The sequence below is a fragment of the Lactobacillus iners genome (assembly GCF_011058775.1).
In the GTDB taxonomy this organism is placed as follows: Bacteria; Bacillota; Bacilli; order Lactobacillales; family Lactobacillaceae; genus Lactobacillus; species Lactobacillus iners.
On the sequence record NZ_CP049230.1, the window covers coordinates 109,106 to 125,699 of the forward strand.

20 protein-coding genes and 1 tRNA gene are annotated in these 16,594 nt (G+C 32.0%); 16 read left to right on the top strand and 5 right to left on the bottom strand.

The window, feature by feature from the left end; all coding sequences use genetic code 11:
- Positions 1-29 precede the first annotated feature (29 nt).
- The gene (locus G6Z82_RS00470) at positions 30-569 is read right to left on the bottom strand and encodes a CvpA family protein (RefSeq protein ID WP_164785682.1); all 540 of its coding nucleotides are present in this window, start codon (positions 567-569) and stop codon (positions 30-32) included.
- 165 nt (positions 570-734) lie between these two features.
- On the opposite strand from G6Z82_RS00470, the gene rsmG reads away from it, so the two are divergent.
- Genes rsmG through G6Z82_RS00505 form a run of 7 tightly spaced genes read left to right on the top strand, consistent with a single transcriptional unit; the run spans position 735 to position 6,147 of the window.
- Positions 735-1,454 (top strand): 16S rRNA (guanine(527)-N(7))-methyltransferase RsmG, encoded by a 720-nt coding sequence (rsmG, locus tag G6Z82_RS00475; RefSeq protein WP_164785683.1) that lies wholly within the window; start codon positions 735-737, stop codon positions 1,452-1,454.
- A gap of 21 nt (positions 1,455-1,475) precedes the next feature.
- The gene (gene noc, locus G6Z82_RS00480; protein ID WP_006730278.1) at positions 1,476-2,321 is read left to right on the top strand and encodes a nucleoid occlusion protein; all 846 of its coding nucleotides are present in this window, start codon (positions 1,476-1,478) and stop codon (positions 2,319-2,321) included.
- Between the two features lie 2 nt (positions 2,322-2,323).
- Positions 2,324-3,097 (top strand): ParA family protein, encoded by a 774-nt coding sequence (locus G6Z82_RS00485; RefSeq protein WP_006729741.1) that lies wholly within the window; start codon positions 2,324-2,326, stop codon positions 3,095-3,097.
- On the top strand, positions 3,081-3,959 hold the full coding sequence (locus tag G6Z82_RS00490) for a ParB/RepB/Spo0J family partition protein (protein WP_164785684.1): 879 nt from the start codon (positions 3,081-3,083) through the stop codon (positions 3,957-3,959). The genes G6Z82_RS00485 and G6Z82_RS00490 overlap by 17 nt, the downstream gene beginning before the upstream one ends.
- 14 nt (positions 3,960-3,973) lie before the next feature.
- Positions 3,974-4,225: a DUF951 domain-containing protein gene (locus G6Z82_RS00495; protein ID WP_006730260.1), complete on the top strand. Its 252-nt coding sequence runs from the start codon at positions 3,974-3,976 to the stop codon at positions 4,223-4,225.
- 12 nt (positions 4,226-4,237) lie between these two features.
- The gene (ychF, locus tag G6Z82_RS00500; RefSeq protein ID WP_006729744.1) at positions 4,238-5,338 is read left to right on the top strand and encodes a redox-regulated ATPase YchF; all 1,101 of its coding nucleotides are present in this window, start codon (positions 4,238-4,240) and stop codon (positions 5,336-5,338) included.
- A gap of 32 nt (positions 5,339-5,370) precedes the next feature.
- A complete protein-coding gene (locus tag G6Z82_RS00505) occupies positions 5,371-6,147 on the top strand; it encodes a DUF1129 family protein (protein WP_006734952.1) in 777 nt (258 codons plus the stop codon).
- A 52-nt stretch (positions 6,148-6,199) separates the two neighbouring features.
- Here G6Z82_RS00505 and G6Z82_RS00510 read toward each other — a convergent pair whose 3' ends face one another.
- Positions 6,200-6,751, bottom strand: a complete 552-nt coding sequence (locus tag G6Z82_RS00510; RefSeq protein WP_006730249.1) for a cysteine hydrolase family protein — start codon at positions 6,749-6,751, stop codon at positions 6,200-6,202.
- An 82-nt stretch (positions 6,752-6,833) separates the two neighbouring features.
- Between G6Z82_RS00510 and pcp the strand changes: the two genes are divergently transcribed.
- The 6 genes from pcp to G6Z82_RS00540 all read left to right on the top strand — a co-directional run bounded on the left by pcp (position 6,834) and on the right by G6Z82_RS00540 (position 11,742).
- On the top strand, positions 6,834-7,469 hold the full coding sequence (gene pcp / locus G6Z82_RS00515) for a pyroglutamyl-peptidase I (protein WP_006734948.1): 636 nt from the start codon (positions 6,834-6,836) through the stop codon (positions 7,467-7,469).
- 35 nt (positions 7,470-7,504) lie between these two features.
- Positions 7,505-8,593, top strand: coding sequence for an LCP family glycopolymer transferase (locus G6Z82_RS00520; RefSeq protein WP_006730283.1), 1,089 nt, complete (start codon positions 7,505-7,507; stop codon positions 8,591-8,593).
- Between the two features lie 5 nt (positions 8,594-8,598).
- Positions 8,599-9,213 (top strand): glycerol-3-phosphate acyltransferase, encoded by a 615-nt coding sequence (locus tag G6Z82_RS00525; RefSeq protein WP_006730326.1) that lies wholly within the window; start codon positions 8,599-8,601, stop codon positions 9,211-9,213.
- Positions 9,214-9,453: 240 nt separating this feature from the next.
- Positions 9,454-10,707 (top strand): tyrosine--tRNA ligase, encoded by a 1,254-nt coding sequence (gene tyrS / locus G6Z82_RS00530; protein ID WP_006733498.1) that lies wholly within the window; start codon positions 9,454-9,456, stop codon positions 10,705-10,707.
- A 58-nt stretch (positions 10,708-10,765) separates the two neighbouring features.
- Positions 10,766-10,838, top strand: a tRNA-Thr gene (locus G6Z82_RS00535).
- Positions 10,839-10,923: 85 nt separating this feature from the next.
- Positions 10,924-11,742, top strand: coding sequence for a PfkB family carbohydrate kinase (locus G6Z82_RS00540; protein ID WP_006730291.1), 819 nt, complete (start codon positions 10,924-10,926; stop codon positions 11,740-11,742).
- Between the two features lie 36 nt (positions 11,743-11,778).
- Here G6Z82_RS00540 and G6Z82_RS00545 read toward each other — a convergent pair whose 3' ends face one another.
- Both G6Z82_RS00545 and G6Z82_RS00550 read right to left on the bottom strand, forming a co-directional pair.
- On the bottom strand, positions 11,779-12,579 hold the full coding sequence (locus G6Z82_RS00545; protein ID WP_006730286.1) for a DUF6612 family protein: 801 nt from the start codon (positions 12,577-12,579) through the stop codon (positions 11,779-11,781).
- A 67-nt stretch (positions 12,580-12,646) separates the two neighbouring features.
- Positions 12,647-13,090: a PAS domain-containing protein gene (locus G6Z82_RS00550; RefSeq protein ID WP_006729753.1), complete on the bottom strand. Its 444-nt coding sequence runs from the start codon at positions 13,088-13,090 to the stop codon at positions 12,647-12,649.
- A 188-nt stretch (positions 13,091-13,278) separates the two neighbouring features.
- Between G6Z82_RS00550 and G6Z82_RS00555 the strand changes: the two genes are divergently transcribed.
- The gene (locus G6Z82_RS00555; RefSeq protein ID WP_006730272.1) at positions 13,279-13,971 is read left to right on the top strand and encodes a 2,3-diphosphoglycerate-dependent phosphoglycerate mutase; all 693 of its coding nucleotides are present in this window, start codon (positions 13,279-13,281) and stop codon (positions 13,969-13,971) included.
- A gap of 28 nt (positions 13,972-13,999) precedes the next feature.
- On the opposite strand, the gene G6Z82_RS00560 is transcribed toward G6Z82_RS00555, so the two are convergent.
- Positions 14,000-15,376: an HD domain-containing protein gene (locus G6Z82_RS00560; protein WP_006732931.1), complete on the bottom strand. Its 1,377-nt coding sequence runs from the start codon at positions 15,374-15,376 to the stop codon at positions 14,000-14,002.
- 139 nt (positions 15,377-15,515) lie between these two features.
- Between G6Z82_RS00560 and G6Z82_RS00565 the strand changes: the two genes are divergently transcribed.
- Entirely contained in the window at positions 15,516-15,947 is a 432-nt protein-coding gene (locus G6Z82_RS00565) for a YwiB family protein (protein WP_006729756.1), read from the top strand.
- A gap of 19 nt (positions 15,948-15,966) precedes the next feature.
- Positions 15,967-16,512 (top strand): DNA-directed RNA polymerase subunit delta, encoded by a 546-nt coding sequence (gene rpoE / locus G6Z82_RS00570; RefSeq protein ID WP_006729757.1) that lies wholly within the window; start codon positions 15,967-15,969, stop codon positions 16,510-16,512.
- Positions 16,513-16,594 lie beyond the last annotated feature (82 nt).

Below are 16,594 nucleotides of genomic sequence, written 5' to 3' on the forward strand. Positions count from 1 at the left end.
TCTTCAATTAATTTTGAAGAATCTTTTTTTTAGCTTAAGGTTTGACTGATACCAAAGATGCTCTTGAACATAACATTGGATATTAAAGGCGTACTATAAATGATAAATCTCAAGAATGGTGCATCGATTGTTTGCTGGATAAACCATGGATTTTCGAAAAATTCAAACATGGATAGTATGATATATACAAAGAAATATGCCGCAAAAAATGAAATACAAGCCCCTAATATACTATCTAGTAATCCTATCAAATGATGTTTATTATGTTCTCTCTTTGGGAGTCGTTTTTTGATAAATCTTTTGATTATTTTACCAATGAATAAGATAATGAAGAATCCAATGAAATGATATAAGATTAAATCAGAACTATTATTTGTTGAGTTAAGATTAGGTGTTTTATTGGAGAATTCCATAAAAAGCCAATCTCCTAGTGGATTTTGAAATATGACTGCTATAGAAAAAATGATGGCAGAAAAAACCAAGTTAATAATGCGTTGTGCAAAGCCAATCTGAAATCCTTTATTAGTTTGATAGCTTAAATATGCTAATACTAGTATTAATATAATCATAAGCTTGTATCAACCTCCTTTAGTGATATTAAAACATATTTTAATGATTTATGTAATGATTTATGCAAAAAGTTTCATAGGTAAAATGGTATGTATTATGTTGCCCTAAAGCCTAAATTGCGGTAAATTATAAGTTGTGTAACAGTAGTTTCGTTGGGGTGAAAAATGAATTCAGACATATTTAAAGAATTACTATTAAAGCAAGGTATAGAGCTTAGTGCTAGGCAACAAGAACAGTTTAGGACATATTATCATCAATTAATTGTTGCTAATGAAAAAACAAATCTTACACGAATTACTGAAGAAGACGAGGTGTATTTGAAACATTTTTATGATAGTTTGACACCAATTATCAAATTCAGAGAAATGATATCCAATGCTGAATCTTTATGTGATGTTGGTGCTGGTGCTGGCTTTCCTTCTGTACCTATCAAAATAATATATCCTGATATAAAATTAACCATTATTGATTCTTTAGGCAAGCGTCTTACTTTTTTGGATAAATTAGTTAAGCAATTAGGCTTAGATAATATTACTTTAGTTCATAGTCGTGCTGAAGATGCAGGTAGAAATATCAAATTACGTGAAAACTTTGATATAGTTACAGCTAGAGCAGTAGCAAGAATGAGTGTTTTAAGTGAATATTGTTTGCCTTTAGTTAAGGTTGGAGGTTATTTTGTTGCTTTGAAGGGACCTAAGCTATCAGATGAGTTATTTGAAGCACACAATGCTTTAACAATATTAGGTGGTCAGATAGAAAAAACATGTGAGTTTACTTTACCAGATAGTATGGATGATAGAACACTAGTAGCTGTTAAAAAAATCAAAAAAGTGTCTAATAAGTATCCTAGACAAGCTGGTATACCTAATCGTAAACCCCTTTAATTTTTTCGGAGGTAATTAATGATGTCATTATTTTTTAGTCACAAAGATAAGTTACCGGAAAATAAAAAAATAACGGATATTGATTTGGATAATATTGTTCCTAATCGTTATCAGCCTAGAAGAGCATTCAATGATGAAACGATAGCACAGTTGGCCCAAACTATTCAGGAACAAGGATTATTACAACCAATTGTTGTCAGACACATATTAGATTCTGATAAATATGAAATCATTGCCGGTGAACGTCGATATCGTGCAGTTAAGCTGCTTAAATGGGCTACAATTCCAGCTATTGTCAATTCAATGGCTGATGAACAAGTTGCTTCTTTAGCTTTGATTGAGAATTTACAACGTGAAAATCTTAATCCGATTGATGAAGCAAAAGCATATGCACAATTGATGAAAATTAATAACCTTACTCAGGAGCAATTGGCACATCAGGTTGGTAGGACACAGTCATATATTGCTAATAAGATCCGATTATTAAAGCTTACTCCTAAGGTACAAAGTTTTTTAGTTGCTCAAAAAATCACACCACGTCACGGTCGTGCTTTACTTACATTATCTGCATCTGATCAAGATAGGGCAGTAAGTGAGATAGTAAAAAAAGATTTAACTGTTAAAGAAACAGAGAATATGGCTCAAGATATTGATCGTTATTTTAGTAATATGGGTCAAGAAGGTGCAACTAAGGCGAAAGCTTCAAGAAAAGTTACTGTAAAAACAGGTAGTGATTTTACAGTACAAATTAATACTATTAAGCAGGCTATAAAGATGGTTAAAGATTCAGGTATGATAGTCAAACAGCATGAAAATAAATCAAAAGATTCATATAAAATTACAATTGAAATATTAAAAGGGGAGTAGTTATGGCACAAGTAATCTCAATAGCCAATCAAAAAGGTGGCGTTGGTAAAACTACAACGACAATTAATTTGGGAGCTAGTATTGCTATTCGTGGTTATAAAGTATTAATTATTGATACTGATCCTCAAGGTAATGCCACTTCTGGACTTGGTATAGAAAAGTCATCTGTTGATCAAGATGTTTATAATGTGTTAATTGATGAAATATCCATGTCCAAAACAATACATCATACTTCAACTCCAAATTTAGACATAGTACCTGCAACTATTCAATTGGCAGGTGCTGAAATAGAATTAACATCATTGATGGCTAGAGAAACTAGACTTAAACAAGGCATAGATGAAATTAGTGATCAATATGATTTTATTCTTATTGATTGTCCACCTTCTTTAGGACAACTCTCAATAAATGCTTTTACTGCTTCGGATTCGATTTTGATTCCCGTACAAAGTGAATATTATGCTATGGAGGGATTAAGTCAGCTACTTAATACTATTAGATTAGTTCAAAAGCATTTCAACAAAAATCTTGGTGTCGAAGGCGTCTTATTAACGATGTTGGATGCTCGGACTAATTTAGGTGCAGATGTAGTAAAAGAAGTTAAAGAATATTTCAATAAAAAAGTGTATAAAACTATTATTCCAAGGATTACTAAATTAGCAGAAGCACCAAGTTTTGGAAAACCAATTACAGAATATGCACCTAAATCTAGAGGTGCTCAAGTTTATGATTCATTGGCTAAGGAGGTGTTAAAATCTCATGGAAAAAAGATCTAAAGGTTTTAAGAGCTTAGGTAGAGGATTAGAGGCACTTTTTGATGATGGTCCAAAAATAAAAGACGGTGAGGAGATTAAGGACATAAAATTAGATGATATTCGACCTAATCCTTACCAACCTAGAAAAAATTTTGATGATAAGGGATTGCAAGAACTAGCTGAATCAATAAAAGAAAATGGCGTTTTTCAACCAATTATTGTAAGAAAATCTGTTGAAGGATATGAATTAATTGCGGGTGAGAGGCGTTTTCGTGCTTCTAAAATAGCAGGCAAAGAAACGATACCAGGTATCGTTCGTGATTTTGATGAAGCAAAAATGATGGAAGTTGCTATTTTGGAAAATTTGCAACGTGAAGATTTAACGCCTTTAGAAGAAGCTCAAGCGTACGAAACACTTCAGAAAAATCTGGGATTAACACAAGAAGATGTATCTAAACGTTTAGGCAAGTCACGACCATATATTGCAAACTATTTACGTTTGATAACATTGCCTCCAAAAACTAAAAGACTACTACAATATGGTAAGTTATCAATGGGACAAGCACGTACACTTTTAGGCTTAAAAGATAAAAGTCAGATTGATAGTTTGGCTAAAAAGGTAGCCGATGAAGGCACAACAGTTCGTAGATTAGAATTACTAGTTAATAAGATTAATACTAAGAGTCAAGAAAAATCTAGAAAAGTTACTAATAAGTCGAAATTCATTGCTGCCAGTGAAAATAAGCTTTCGGATAAATTTGGCACAAAAGTTAACATTAGTTCCAGCAATCGAGGAAATGGTCATCTATCTATTAGCTTTAAATCAACGGAAGAATTAAATCGTATCTTAGATGTATTAGGTATTGATTTAGATAAAGAATAGTGGGAGTGATTTTAATGTATCAGTTAGCTGATGTGGTTCAAATGAAAAAACCACATGCTTGTGGTGAAAATCAATGGGAAGTTTTGCGAATTGGTGCAGATATCAGAATAAAATGTCTCGGATGTGGTCATCTAATTATGATGTCACGTGCTGATTTTAATAAAAAACATAAAAAGGTTTTGCGTACAGCCAAAGATCCAGTTAATTTAAAATCTGAATTTTATGTACCAAAAGATAAAATTATTATTCCAAATATAAATAACTAAGGGGAGAAAAAAATGTCATTAACTGCAGGTATTGTAGGATTACCTAATGTGGGTAAATCAACTTTATTTAATGCTATTACTAAAGCGGGTGCCGAAATGGCCAATTATCCATTTGCTACTATTGAGCCCAATGTGGGGATGGTTGAAGTTCCAGATAAACGTTTAGCTAGAATTCAGGAATTAATCCCAGCTAAAAAAGTGGTGCACACTACTTTTGAATTTACAGATATAGCTGGATTAGTAAAAGGAGCTTCAAAAGGCGAAGGTCTAGGTAATAAATTCTTAGAAAATATTAGACAAACGGATGCAATCGTACATGTAGTTAGGGCATTTGAAGATGATAATATTACTTCCGTCACTGGTAAAGTTGATCCTGAAGAAGATATTAATACAATTAACTTGGAATTAGCTATTGCCGATTTAGATGCAGTTAATCGTCGTATTGCCAAAGTTCAAAAAGTTGCACAACAAGGAGATAAAGCAGCTAAAGCTGAAATGGCTGTCTTAGAAAAATTAAAACCTGTACTTGAGGAAGGAAATGCTGCACGTTCTATTGAATTTAATGATGACGAGCAACAAATCGTTAAAGGGTTATTTTTGTTAACGACTAAACCAGTAATTTATGTAGCAAATATTGCCGAATCATCCATGGCGGATCCAGAATCAGATAGTTTATATCAAATAGTTAAAAAGCATGCAGAATCAGAAAATGCAGAAGCTTTAGGTATTAGTGCTGCTACTGAAGAAGAAATAGCATCTATGGATGAGAGTGATAGGCAGGAGTTTTTGGAAGCAGAAGGTGTCGAAGAATCTGGACTAGATCGCTTGATTAAGGCTGCATATCATATTTTGGGATTGCGTACATTTTTTACTGCTGGTGGCACAGAAACTAGAGCTTGGACTTTTCGTGATGGTATGAAAGCTCCGCAAGTTGCTGGAGTTATCCATTCTGATTTTGAACGAGGCTTTATCCGTGCTGAGGTAGTTTCTTATGATGATTTAGATAAATTTGAAACTATGCAAAAAGTCAAAGAAGCTGGCAAATTACGACTTGAAGGTAAAGATTACTTAGTTCAAGATGGAGACATTATAGAATTTAGATTTAATGTATAAAGGAGAAAAACATGAGTTTAGAGGAAAAAAACATGAGTTTAGAGGAAAAAAATGCTGAAACAATTAAGGCACAAAAACTCCATTTGCAAAAGCAGGCAATGCAAATTAATAAAGTTAATGATATAGAGCATGCTAGTGTAGATGATCTATATGAATTACTTAGTAATAAAAATAGAGACTATGTTTTTAAGTTAAAAAAGCAACTAGCAGATCAAGGAAAGCAAACAGAAGAACAAGTTGCTATTCTGATCGATAAATTATTACCAGAAATAGTTGTTGCTCAAAAAAAAGGAGTAACGGCAGTCAATTATTATGGAAAATCTCCTATTGAAAAAGCATATGAATTGCTACATCCAGTAGAAAAGCCTAAAGAAACTTCATTTACTATGTTAGTTTTAGATAATATTCTCTTATATTTAACTTGCTTTTTGGGCATGTTTGGTTTGATCCAAATGTTTTCTAACCAAAAAAATAATAGTCAAAATATGGGGATTATTACTATTATGAGTGTTGGTATCATCTTTGGTATTTTAATGGCCTATTATAATCGAATGTTAGCTATGGATAAAAAAGACCGACCAGCTGTATGGAAATTAATAGCATATGGTATTGTCATGTTGGTAGGTGTGTATGTATGGATAGCTATTGTATCTGTTGTGCCAATTTTTAGACCAATTAATATTGTTTTGCCAGCTGTAGTTAATGTTGGTATGGGTGTTATTGCATTTGTTTTGCGAATGTATCTGAAGAAAAAATATAATATAATTGATCCATTAAGAGCAAAGCAATTATCTAAATATAATAAATAAAAAATAATCAAGGACACATGATTGTGTCCTTGATTATTATAAATTTTAAAAGTTAAATGATTTGAGCTCCTAAGCAAGTTTTAAAGTGATTTAGTGCCCACAAGTGTCCCTCTGGTGAGAAAGATCCTACTGCATTTTTATGAATAACAAGATTATAATTTAAGTTATAAGCATCAACCGCAGTATGTAGAACACAAATATCGGTGCACACTCCTGTCAAATGTAAAGTGGTGATATTTCTCTCCCTTAAAAAAAGGTCTAGAGATGTGCCACAAAATGATGAGTAGTGACTTTTGTCAATCACTTTTACGCTATTACTATCTTTGTTGGTTTGGTACCAGTTTTCTAGTTTGCCATAAAATTGTCTTCCCCAAGTATTAGCTAAATTGTGTGGTGGAAATAACTTACTTTCTACAGTATATGGATCATTTTTAATATGCAGATCTGTTGGAAGAATGATAAAGTCGCCCTGTTGCAAAAATTGATTAGCTAATGAAACAATTTCATTTTCTAAAATTTGCCCGGGTTGTTTGCAACTTAACGCCCCATGATCATCTATGAAATCATTGGTATAATCTATGATTAACAAAGCCTGTTTGCTCATTGAAAACTCCTTAATTTAATATGTATTTACAATCATTATATTTATATTTCCCAAAAAATACTAGCTTTTAGGAGGAATATGTATGAAAATTATGATAACAGGATTTAACCCATTTAATGGAGAAAAAGTTAATCCAGCTCAAGAAGTATTAAAATTTTTACCTGATACCATAAGGGGACATCGTCTTGTCAAATTAAATGTAGAGACAAGTTTTGAAAAGGCTGCATCTCAAGTTTATGATGCGTTACTTGCTGAAATGCCAGATTACTGTATTAATATCGGGCAAGCAGGTGGTAGAAGTGGTATTACACCTGAAAAAATTGCTATTAATTGGGTGGATGCTTCTATTGCTGATAACACGAATTATCAACCTAAAGGTCAAAAAATTGTTGCAAAGGGTATGGATGGTTATTTTACGCAACTACCTATTAATGCAATTGTCAAAAATATTCGAAATTCTGGTCTTCCTGCTAAAGTGTCAAATACTGCTGGTACATATGTTTGCAATTATTTATTTTATAAAGTTCAATACTGGCGTAATACAGAATTTCCTAATCTTAAAGGTGGTTTTATACATATTCCTTATTTACCTTCTCAAGTTTTACAAAGTAATCAACCTTCTATGTCATTAAACGATATAACTAATGCAATGATGATTATGCTGGAAACAGTTATTGATTACGACGGTTTGAAAGATATAACAAGTTTATATGATTAATAAGATGCAATTATTTGTTAGAAATGTGATGGATTATGGAAGAAAAAAGAAGATTATCTAGAGTTGAAATAAATCATCAAAGAGAAAAGAAAAAAAGAGTTTACAGATGGATCAAATATATTATCGGAATAATATTTTTGTTTGCTTGTATTTATGTTACTGCAGTTTATTTAAAAACTAAAAATGCTTTTGACAAGACATATGATCCTCAAAATTCTGTTACGCAAGCAGGTTTTAGTAGTAAAAAAAAATTTGCTGTACTTTTACTCGGGACAGATACTGGTGCTTTAGGACGTCATGAGAAACGTGGCAACACAGATACTATAATTGTTGCAACTGTCAATCCCAATGATAAAAAAGTATCTTTAATGTCGATTCCGAGGGATACTATGGCGGAAATGATTGGTAGTCCCAGATTTAGTGTTCATAAAATTAATGCCGCTTATAATATGGGGGGTCCAAAAATGGCTATGGAGACAGTAAGTAAGTTACTTAATGTACCTTTGAAATATTATATTACTATCAATATGGGTGGTATGACCAAATTAGTAGATGGAGTTGGCGGTGTTGATGTAGTTCCGCCTTTAACATTTACCTATGATGGTTGCTCTTTTACTAAGGGTGTTAAAACACATTTAGATGGTAAAAAAGCATTAGCATATGCACGTATGCGGTATGATGATCCCCGAGGAGATTATGGTAGGCAATTGCGACAAAGACAGGTAATTATGTCGATTTTGAAACATTCGATTTCTTTTGATACAGTGAAAAATTTAGATGAAGTTTTAAACACTGCATCAAATAGTATCAAAACTAATATTCGCTTTGATTCTTTTATTAGTATTTTTAAAAATTATCGTGATTGCTCTAACAATATGTCAAATGATTATTTGCATGGCAATGGTGCAATGATAGGTGATGCTTCATATCAAGTGATGAGCAATAAAGAATTGAATAGAGTATCAAAAATTTTACGTGAACAATTAGGATTAGAATATGTTGAGTTAGATAATAATGAAACGTATCAAAATAGCAAGAATAAGCAATTTGATTGGTTGAGTGGTAATCAAAATCAGCCTTATTATATCTATGAACCTAATAGTAATAAATTATGGCATGGGTGATAGTAATGTATAATTTAATAGCCCTTATTGTAGGTTATCTATTTGGTAATATTTTATGTGCATTTATTGTTTGTAAAATTAAATTTGGTATGAATCCTACTCAAATCGGATCACATAATCCAGGTACTGCTAATGTTGGTAGTATTTTTGGCAAGAAATGGGGTCTGTTGACATGTGTAGGTGATATAGTTAAAGCGATCTTGGCATTGATATTAGTTCTAATTGTTTGTCCTATGCATATTTCTCTTGCTTATTGTGGCTTGGGATTGATGCTAGGTCATGCTTTTCCTTTTTGGAATAAATTTAATGGTGGAAAATGTGTAGCAGTATCATTGCCAATTGTAATATTTTTTGATTGGCAATGGGGAATTTTTTGTATCATCATTGAATTGTTATTGATGATAATTTTAAAGAATTTAGCTGTTTCACCTGTAATTAGTTTATTAATTTATAGTATTGCAATGTTTGTGATATATAGTAACTGTGCAGGTATATTATTTTTCATTGGTTGGTGTGTAATGTTATATAAATTTAGAAATGACTTAGTTGCATATTGCAAAGGAAAAGGAAAAAGGACAGACATTCTATTTTTATTTAAGCGAGTATTAAAACATAAATAAGTTGACAAATAGTTAATTCTAAATTATTATCTAGCTAAGCAAGTAGTGTATAGATTCAGTGTTCAGAGAGCTAGTGGTTGGTGTGAGCTAGGCAGGTCTATATAACGAAATACAGATGGAGTAGTTGCCTTATTGACTGTAAAGACGCTACAAGCGTGAATACGGGTGGTACCGTGGTTAAAGTTGATTTAATCGCCCCTGATCTAATTGGTTGGATCAGGGGCTTTTTTGGAGGAAAAAATGGATATTTTAGAAGATTTAAAATGGCGTGGAGCTATTAATCAGCAAACAGATGAGCAAGGGTTGAGGGAATATTTACAACAGCATAAGGATTTAACTCTATATTGTGGAACAGATCCTACAGGTGATTCGCTTCATATAGGACACTTGATACCCTTTATGATCTTGAAACGTTTTCAAATGGCAGGATACCATCCGATTATTTTGATTGGCGGAGCTACTGGAGCTATTGGTGATCCGTCAGGTAGAAAGACTGAGCGTGTTTTACAAAGTGAAGAACAAGTAAGACATAATGAAAAATGTTTAACATCTCAAATGGAAAAATTGTTTGGCACTGAAAATTTTGAAATTGTCAATAATGCTAGTTGGTTGAGCAAATTAACTTTATTAGATTTTTTACGTGATTATGGTAAGTTATTCCAAGTGAATACTATGCTCAATAAAGATATAGTTGCCAGTCGCTTGGCAACTGGTATTTCATATACTGAATTTACATATCAAATAATGCAGGCTATAGATTTTTATTATTTGAATAAAAACAAAAATGTTACTTTGCAGATTGGTGGTGGAGATCAGTGGGGTAATATTACAGGCGGAATAGATTTAATTCACCGTATAGAAGGGGCTGATCATCCGGCATTTGGATTAACTATACCATTAATGCTAAAAAGTGATGGTACCAAATTTGGTAAATCTGCTGGTGGAGCTATTTGGCTTGATCCTGAAAAAACCAGTCCGTACGAATTTTACCAATTTTGGATTAATCAAGATGATCGTGACGTTATTAAATATTTGAAATATTTCACATTTTTATCTCATCAAGAAATAGAAGATTTAGCCATTAGCGTAGAAAAAGAACCGTGGAAACGATTAGCACAGCGTAAATTAGCGGAAGAAGTTACAAAATTTGTACATGGTGAAGCTGGGTTGAGGGATGCTCAATTTATTACTAATGCTCTATTTGAAGGTAATATCAAAGAATTGTCGGTTAAACAAATTGAACAAGGATTTAAAAATGCTCCTTACGTTGAAATTTCCCAAGAATCTAAAAATTTGGTCGATCTTTTAGTAGAAACTGGAATTGAAAAATCTAAGCGACAAGCTCGTGAAGATATTAATAATGGTGCTATTTATGTAAATGGATCTCGCCAAGATGATTGCGATTTTTTGGTAGATGTGCCTAACAGTTTTGAAGGGAAATTTGTGATTATTCGTCGTGGTAAGAAAAAATATACTTTATTAAAAACAAAATAGTAAAAAAGACATGCGTTTTAAGCGTATGTCTTTTTATTTATGCTAATATTAAATATATGCTGTTTTAGCTCAGTAGGTAGAGCACCGCCGTGGTAAGGAGGAGGTCCTCAGTTCAAATCTGAGAAACAGCTTATTGGCTAATTTTATTTTGTAAAAGATATATTAACTATAGTGTAATATAATGATGATGAGCTAATATTTAAAGAGGTTATACTTGTGATTTATACGATTACTTTGAATGATGATAAAAATAATACTTGTTGTGGAACTTATGTATCATTATTGCTTAAGAAAAAAGATATCGAATCAATTGCGTTAGGAATTATTCCTAATGATTATCAAAAAGCAGAAAAATTATTGGATGATGCAGATATTAAACATGATTTTATAAAAATTGATGCCACTCAATTAGATCTTTTTGGAGAAGATAAACAAGTTGCAATTAGTGCACAACAAAAATTATTAGATAATTTAAAGTGCCTAAACAAGGGCGATATTTTAGTTATATGTGGTAGTTTTGCTAAAGGAATATCACCTGTTTATTTATCCGATATGGCTGCTATTGCACATAAAAAAGGAGCATACTTGGTTGTATCTGTACCATATGCAACTGTTATGGATATTTTACCTTTGCAACCATTTTTGATTCAGTTGACGGGTCAAGATATAAAGAACATCTTTGATAAAGTAGCAGGCAAGCAATTACTATATAAGTCAGCTCACTATATGGTAGCTAAAGGTGCCAGTCATGTTTTGTGTATGTTGGATAAGCAACATATAGCCGTAATTAATATGACACAAGGTTTTGTTGCTGAAGTGCCAGATGTTAAAAAGGTTTCAGGAGTAGGATGTCAAGAATCCTTATTAGCGACCTTTTTAACAGGCATTTTAAAGAATCATATGACTATTACTAATTTAGCCAATAGTGTAGCTGCATATGCTGATTCTTTACAAAAAGATGGGTTGACGGACTATAGCAATAATTTAGCTCTTCAGAGAAAAGTTATTGCTCAAAAAATTATGTTTGATGATTAAAAAAATAATGCTAATTTATCAAAATTAGCATTATTTTTATTTTTGCTTTCTAATATCGAAAGCTGATTTGACAATATTTTGTGGAATAGCTAAAGTATCATGTTGACCAAATTCGTCATATATTGCATGCCAACTGCATGTGTAATCGTTACTAAAAACAAAATCTGCTGCTAAATCTATCCGAACAATTTTATTAGTATGTTTATTTATGATATAAACAAAATTGATCCTAGTTGGTTCAGAAACCTTTACTGCTCTAGCTAAATTCATATTTTGTGAACCAGGTGTATTTAAAGCGTCGATAACCAAATTGTTAACTGATCTCCAAGCAGAAGTATCCGTCTTTGAATAAGTGAAGATGTAGTTACCATTGCTAATTTTGATTTTAGCTTTATTGGTCATCACTTGGTTTAAATTGGAGAAATTTTTGGCATTAAAGCGGTTAAATATTTGATCAGGACTAAATTTATCGTTAGTGTTAGTATTTTTAATCCATTTTCCCTTGTTTTGAGGTAGCAGTATGTATACCATATTATTATTTAGCCAAAATTGTTCACTATTAACCTTATTTCCTTGATTTAATGAATATTTTATATTGACTAGATCAGGTTTAAATAAAGCCGTCATTGAACTATCCTGTTTCATTTTTTTAGATTGAACTGTTTCTATAAAATGTCCACTGTTAAATGATTGATTAAAAGCATGTTTTAATGTGGTCGTAGCTACTGTTCGTATATTGTCGTTACTTGATTGGTTGTCAATTGCTTTTTTGGCACATCCTGAAGTCATACAACAAACTAACATTAATGTAAATAAAAGTGTGTGTCTTTTATTCATTGTAAACCCTCCGATATATTATAGATTCGATGTAATAATTTTACTCTTATTATTTTTGAAATGTAATCTATCTTTTTTTAAAGATAATATGTAAAAAATTTTTCAAACGTCTCCATTTCCATTGGTAATCTTTGGTAGGTTGTGTTACCTCGACGCAACCAATGTAGTCACCGCTTTCATTGTGTAAACTGTAAAAAGATACATTGATTGGTTGATTTTTGGACCAACGTTTGGACCAAAGATTAATTGAGAGACTTTTTCTTTCGTTATTATGCATTTGTTCGAGCACCCGCTTAACGTGAGGTTTAGATTTTTCTGCGTGTACATCTAAAACATTTTTACCTAGGTTTGCGGTTGTTCTTTCAAATAATCGACCTTCATTCATTGAAGACCAAACGATAGTATCATTTTCGTCGACTACGTCAAATTCCTGTGGAATAGTTTTAAAAATAGCATCCAATTGTTCTAATGTTAATGAACCTCCAGACAAATTTATTTTGTTATTTGGCATCTAAATAAAACTCCCTTTCATGACTGACTAATGAATATTGTAACATGATATTTATCAATAATTAAAATATTAACTATTAGGAACATATTTGGGTTACTTTTATTACAATAATTTTCTTTAAGCTATTAATTTATCTAATAAGTGTGTAAAATAGACATTGAATGATAATTTTAAAAGGAGATAATTTAATGTCTAAATTAGTTTTAATTCGTCATGGACAAAGTCAATGGAACCTATCAAACCAATTTACTGGTTGGGTAGATGTTAATCTTTCAGATAAAGGTGTTGAGGAAGCTAAAAAAGCTGGACGTTTGATTAAAGAACACGGTTTACAATTTGATCAAGCATATACTTCTGTATTAACACGTGCTATCAAAACTTTGCACTTTGCATTGGAAGAAAGTGGCCAACTTTGGATTCCTGAAACTAAGTCTTGGAGATTAAACGAACGTCATTATGGTGCTCTTCAAGGTTTAAATAAGAAAGATACTGCAGATAAGTATGGTGATGAACAAGTTCATATTTGGCGTAGATCTTATGACGTTTTGCCACCTGTTATTGAAGATGACTCTGAATATAGCCAAGCACATGATCGTCGTTACGCTCACTTAGATCCACACATTGTTCCTAAGGCAGAAAACCTTAAGGTATGTTTGGAAAGAGTTATGCCATTCTGGGAAGATCATATTGCTCCAGATTTACGTTCTGGTAAAAATGTTATTATTGCAGCACATGGTAATTCACTTCGTGCTTTAACTAAGTATATTGAAAATATTTCAGATGAAGATATTATGGGCTTGGAAATGAAGACTGGTGAACCAGTTGTTTATACATTTGATAATGAATTAAATGTAGTTGACAAAGAAAAGCTTGATGACTAATTATATAGTTATTAAAAAGGTACTGACTTTAAAAGTCGGTACCTTTTATTTTTTGAGGATCTTGTAATGAATTATTGTTGATATAACTTTGAAATTCTGAATAAAGTGGTTGAAATAATTGCACATCTCCCAACGACTTGATCATTGTTTTAGGGAAAAAGAAACGTTCATCACCTTGTACAGTGCCATTTAATGCTTTTACTAGGGGACTTAGTTCTGAAAGTTCGACTAAGGTACCATCATTTTCCATAATTTCTATCGGACTATGTGCATTTTTCCCTGTAGGTTTATAAGCATCATAAGGTTCATCAAAAGCAGAATTAGTAGCAGTATAGTATTGTGGATCAAATCCTGCATTTTTAATGAGCTCATTTAATTTAGGTATGAGGTACTTAGTTTGATTGTTAACTTTAACACTTTCAAGGGGATGCCTGTATAAGTAACTTCCTGCTAAATCTGCTAAAATTTTGTCTCCTGATTTAGTCCAAAGCATAAAATTAGTTTCCATTACGCCATCATCTAAGGCTAAATAATCTTCAAGACTCCATTTATTGGCCAAAAAAGCTTCCAATTGAGGAGTTACAGTGAAATCTTTGATATCATTTCTTTGATAAATTTCTTGTGCACGTTGTAATAAATGATGCAAAATGACTTCCATTGAACGACCTATTCGATGGAAGTAAACTTGTTGATACATTTGATAGCGACTGATAATATAATCTTCTACTGCATGGATCCCTTTATCTAAAAAACAGATGCCATTCTTATAAGGTCTAATAACATCCAATATTCGAGTTAAATCAAAGGCACCATATGATACGCCTGTAAAATATGCATCGCGCAGTAAATAATCCATTCTGTCGGCATCAGCCTGACTAGATATTAACTTAACTACTTGTGGATTGGGATAAGTTTTGGCAATTACACTTGCAACTTTTTGTGGAAAATCTGGTGACACTTGTTTTAAAATTTTGTTTATTTGTGTATTTTCATCCAGAATTATTTTTTGCCCCATTAATTCATGATTAGTATTAAATAAATGCTCGAAAGTATGCGAATATGGACCATGTCCTAAATCATGTAATAATGCTGCACACTCTACGAGCAAATTATTACTAGGATCCCATAATCCATCATCACTTTGCTGAGTAGCATATTTTTGAGTGAAGATATTACATATTCTTCTAGTTAGTTCATAGACGCCTAAATTATGCTCAAATCTGGTATGTGTAGCACCAAAGAAAACAAATGAGGTGGGACCTAATTGCTTGATGCGACGTAATCGCTGAAATTCAGGAGTGTTGACTAAATTAAAAATTATTGGATTCTTAATATGAATATATGTATGTACGGGATCACGAAGTACTTGTTCGTGAAAATTGTTTATGTTATTAATATCTCTCATCATGTTCATCTTTTAAAAAAATTCAATGTTAAAAACTAAAATGTGTCTATTCTAAATTACGAGCATATTGTAACATATTATAGTAAGAACCATGATTATTTAAATCAATTTATCTAAAATTAGTTAGAAGGGAGCAGTTATGAAAAAAGTTAAAGTTGAAATAACTAGTATTATCAAGCAAGAAGGGCAAGTTGAGCATTTTAAATGTACTGGTTGTGGTACATTGAGCTGTGACAATGATACTTATCGAATTGAATATATGGAAAAAAATCAATCAGCTGAGATTCCAGTAAAATTACTTTATAAAACTGATGAGTTAATTATGCAACGTGGTACTATTGAAAATAATAATTACAATATGATGAAATTTATGGCTAATGAAAAGAAAAATTGCCGATTAATTGCCGCAGGAAAAATTATGGATCTGACTAGTTTTACTAAAAGTATTAATTTTTTAAAGAAAAATGCAAATAATATCCAACTAAAAGTTGAATATCAACTATTTTCTGATATATACTTAATAGGTGACTATAAAATTAGCATTGATTGTTTTGAAGATACGCAAAGTTAGATGAAAGGACGTGTCATTAGTGGGATTAGATGATTTTAAAGACCAGAAAAGAGAAGAACTATCGATGATTGAAGTAGCTCGTGCTATTTTGCAAGATAGTGGTAAAAGAATGGCCTTTGCTGATATCGTTAATGCTGTTCAACAATTTTTGGGAAAGAGTGACGAAGAAATTCGTGACCGTTTGCCACAATTTTACACAGATTTGAATACTGATGGTGAGTTTATCTCGATGGGTGATAATGTATGGGCTTTAAGATCATGGTTCCCATATGAATCTGTAGATGAAGAAGTTAATCATCCTGAAGATGAGGAAGATTTACCACGCAAAAAGAATCATAGAAAAGTTAATGCCTTTATTGCTGATTCTGATAGTGATGATATTATTGATTATGATTCTGATGATCCAGAAGATGATGACTTATCATTGGATGAAACGGATGCTGATGATTATTCAGATGATAGCGATTTAGATGATGCTGACGATGATGATGAGCTTGATGATGGATTAGAAGGTCAATTATCTGAGTTACATAAAGATGATTTAGATTCTGATGATGAAAATTAAGTACTTGACGTATTGCTGATTAGCATTTACCATATAATACGGGCACTTTGTGCATATAGCTCCCATTAGGGGAGCTTTTTTA

Bases quoted from the DNA above. Each gene is read 5' to 3' on its own strand.
- G6Z82_RS00470 (WP_164785682.1), bottom strand. From the start codon at position 569: ATGATTATATTAATACTAGTATTAGCATATTTAAGCTATCAAACTAAT.
- rsmG (WP_164785683.1), top strand. From the start codon at position 735: ATGAATTCAGACATATTTAAAGAATTACTATTAAAGCAAGGTATAGAG.
- noc (WP_006730278.1), top strand. From the start codon at position 1,476: ATGTCATTATTTTTTAGTCACAAAGATAAGTTACCGGAAAATAAAAAA.
- G6Z82_RS00485 (WP_006729741.1), top strand. From the start codon at position 2,324: ATGGCACAAGTAATCTCAATAGCCAATCAAAAAGGTGGCGTTGGTAAA.
- G6Z82_RS00490 (WP_164785684.1), top strand. From the start codon at position 3,081: ATGGAAAAAAGATCTAAAGGTTTTAAGAGCTTAGGTAGAGGATTAGAG.
- G6Z82_RS00495 (WP_006730260.1), top strand. From the start codon at position 3,974: ATGTATCAGTTAGCTGATGTGGTTCAAATGAAAAAACCACATGCTTGT.
- ychF (WP_006729744.1), top strand. From the start codon at position 4,238: ATGTCATTAACTGCAGGTATTGTAGGATTACCTAATGTGGGTAAATCA.
- G6Z82_RS00505 (WP_006734952.1), top strand. From the start codon at position 5,371: ATGAGTTTAGAGGAAAAAAATGCTGAAACAATTAAGGCACAAAAACTC.
- G6Z82_RS00510 (WP_006730249.1), bottom strand. From the start codon at position 6,751: ATGAGCAAACAGGCTTTGTTAATCATAGATTATACCAATGATTTCATA.
- pcp (WP_006734948.1), top strand. From the start codon at position 6,834: ATGAAAATTATGATAACAGGATTTAACCCATTTAATGGAGAAAAAGTT.
- G6Z82_RS00520 (WP_006730283.1), top strand. From the start codon at position 7,505: ATGGAAGAAAAAAGAAGATTATCTAGAGTTGAAATAAATCATCAAAGA.
- G6Z82_RS00525 (WP_006730326.1), top strand. From the start codon at position 8,599: ATGTATAATTTAATAGCCCTTATTGTAGGTTATCTATTTGGTAATATT.
- tyrS (WP_006733498.1), top strand. From the start codon at position 9,454: ATGGATATTTTAGAAGATTTAAAATGGCGTGGAGCTATTAATCAGCAA.
- G6Z82_RS00545 (WP_006730286.1), bottom strand. From the start codon at position 12,579: ATGAATAAAAGACACACACTTTTATTTACATTAATGTTAGTTTGTTGT.
- G6Z82_RS00550 (WP_006729753.1), bottom strand. From the start codon at position 13,090: ATGCCAAATAACAAAATAAATTTGTCTGGAGGTTCATTAACATTAGAA.
- G6Z82_RS00555 (WP_006730272.1), top strand. From the start codon at position 13,279: ATGTCTAAATTAGTTTTAATTCGTCATGGACAAAGTCAATGGAACCTA.
- G6Z82_RS00560 (WP_006732931.1), bottom strand. From the start codon at position 15,376: ATGAGAGATATTAATAACATAAACAATTTTCACGAACAAGTACTTCGT.
- G6Z82_RS00565 (WP_006729756.1), top strand. From the start codon at position 15,516: ATGAAAAAAGTTAAAGTTGAAATAACTAGTATTATCAAGCAAGAAGGG.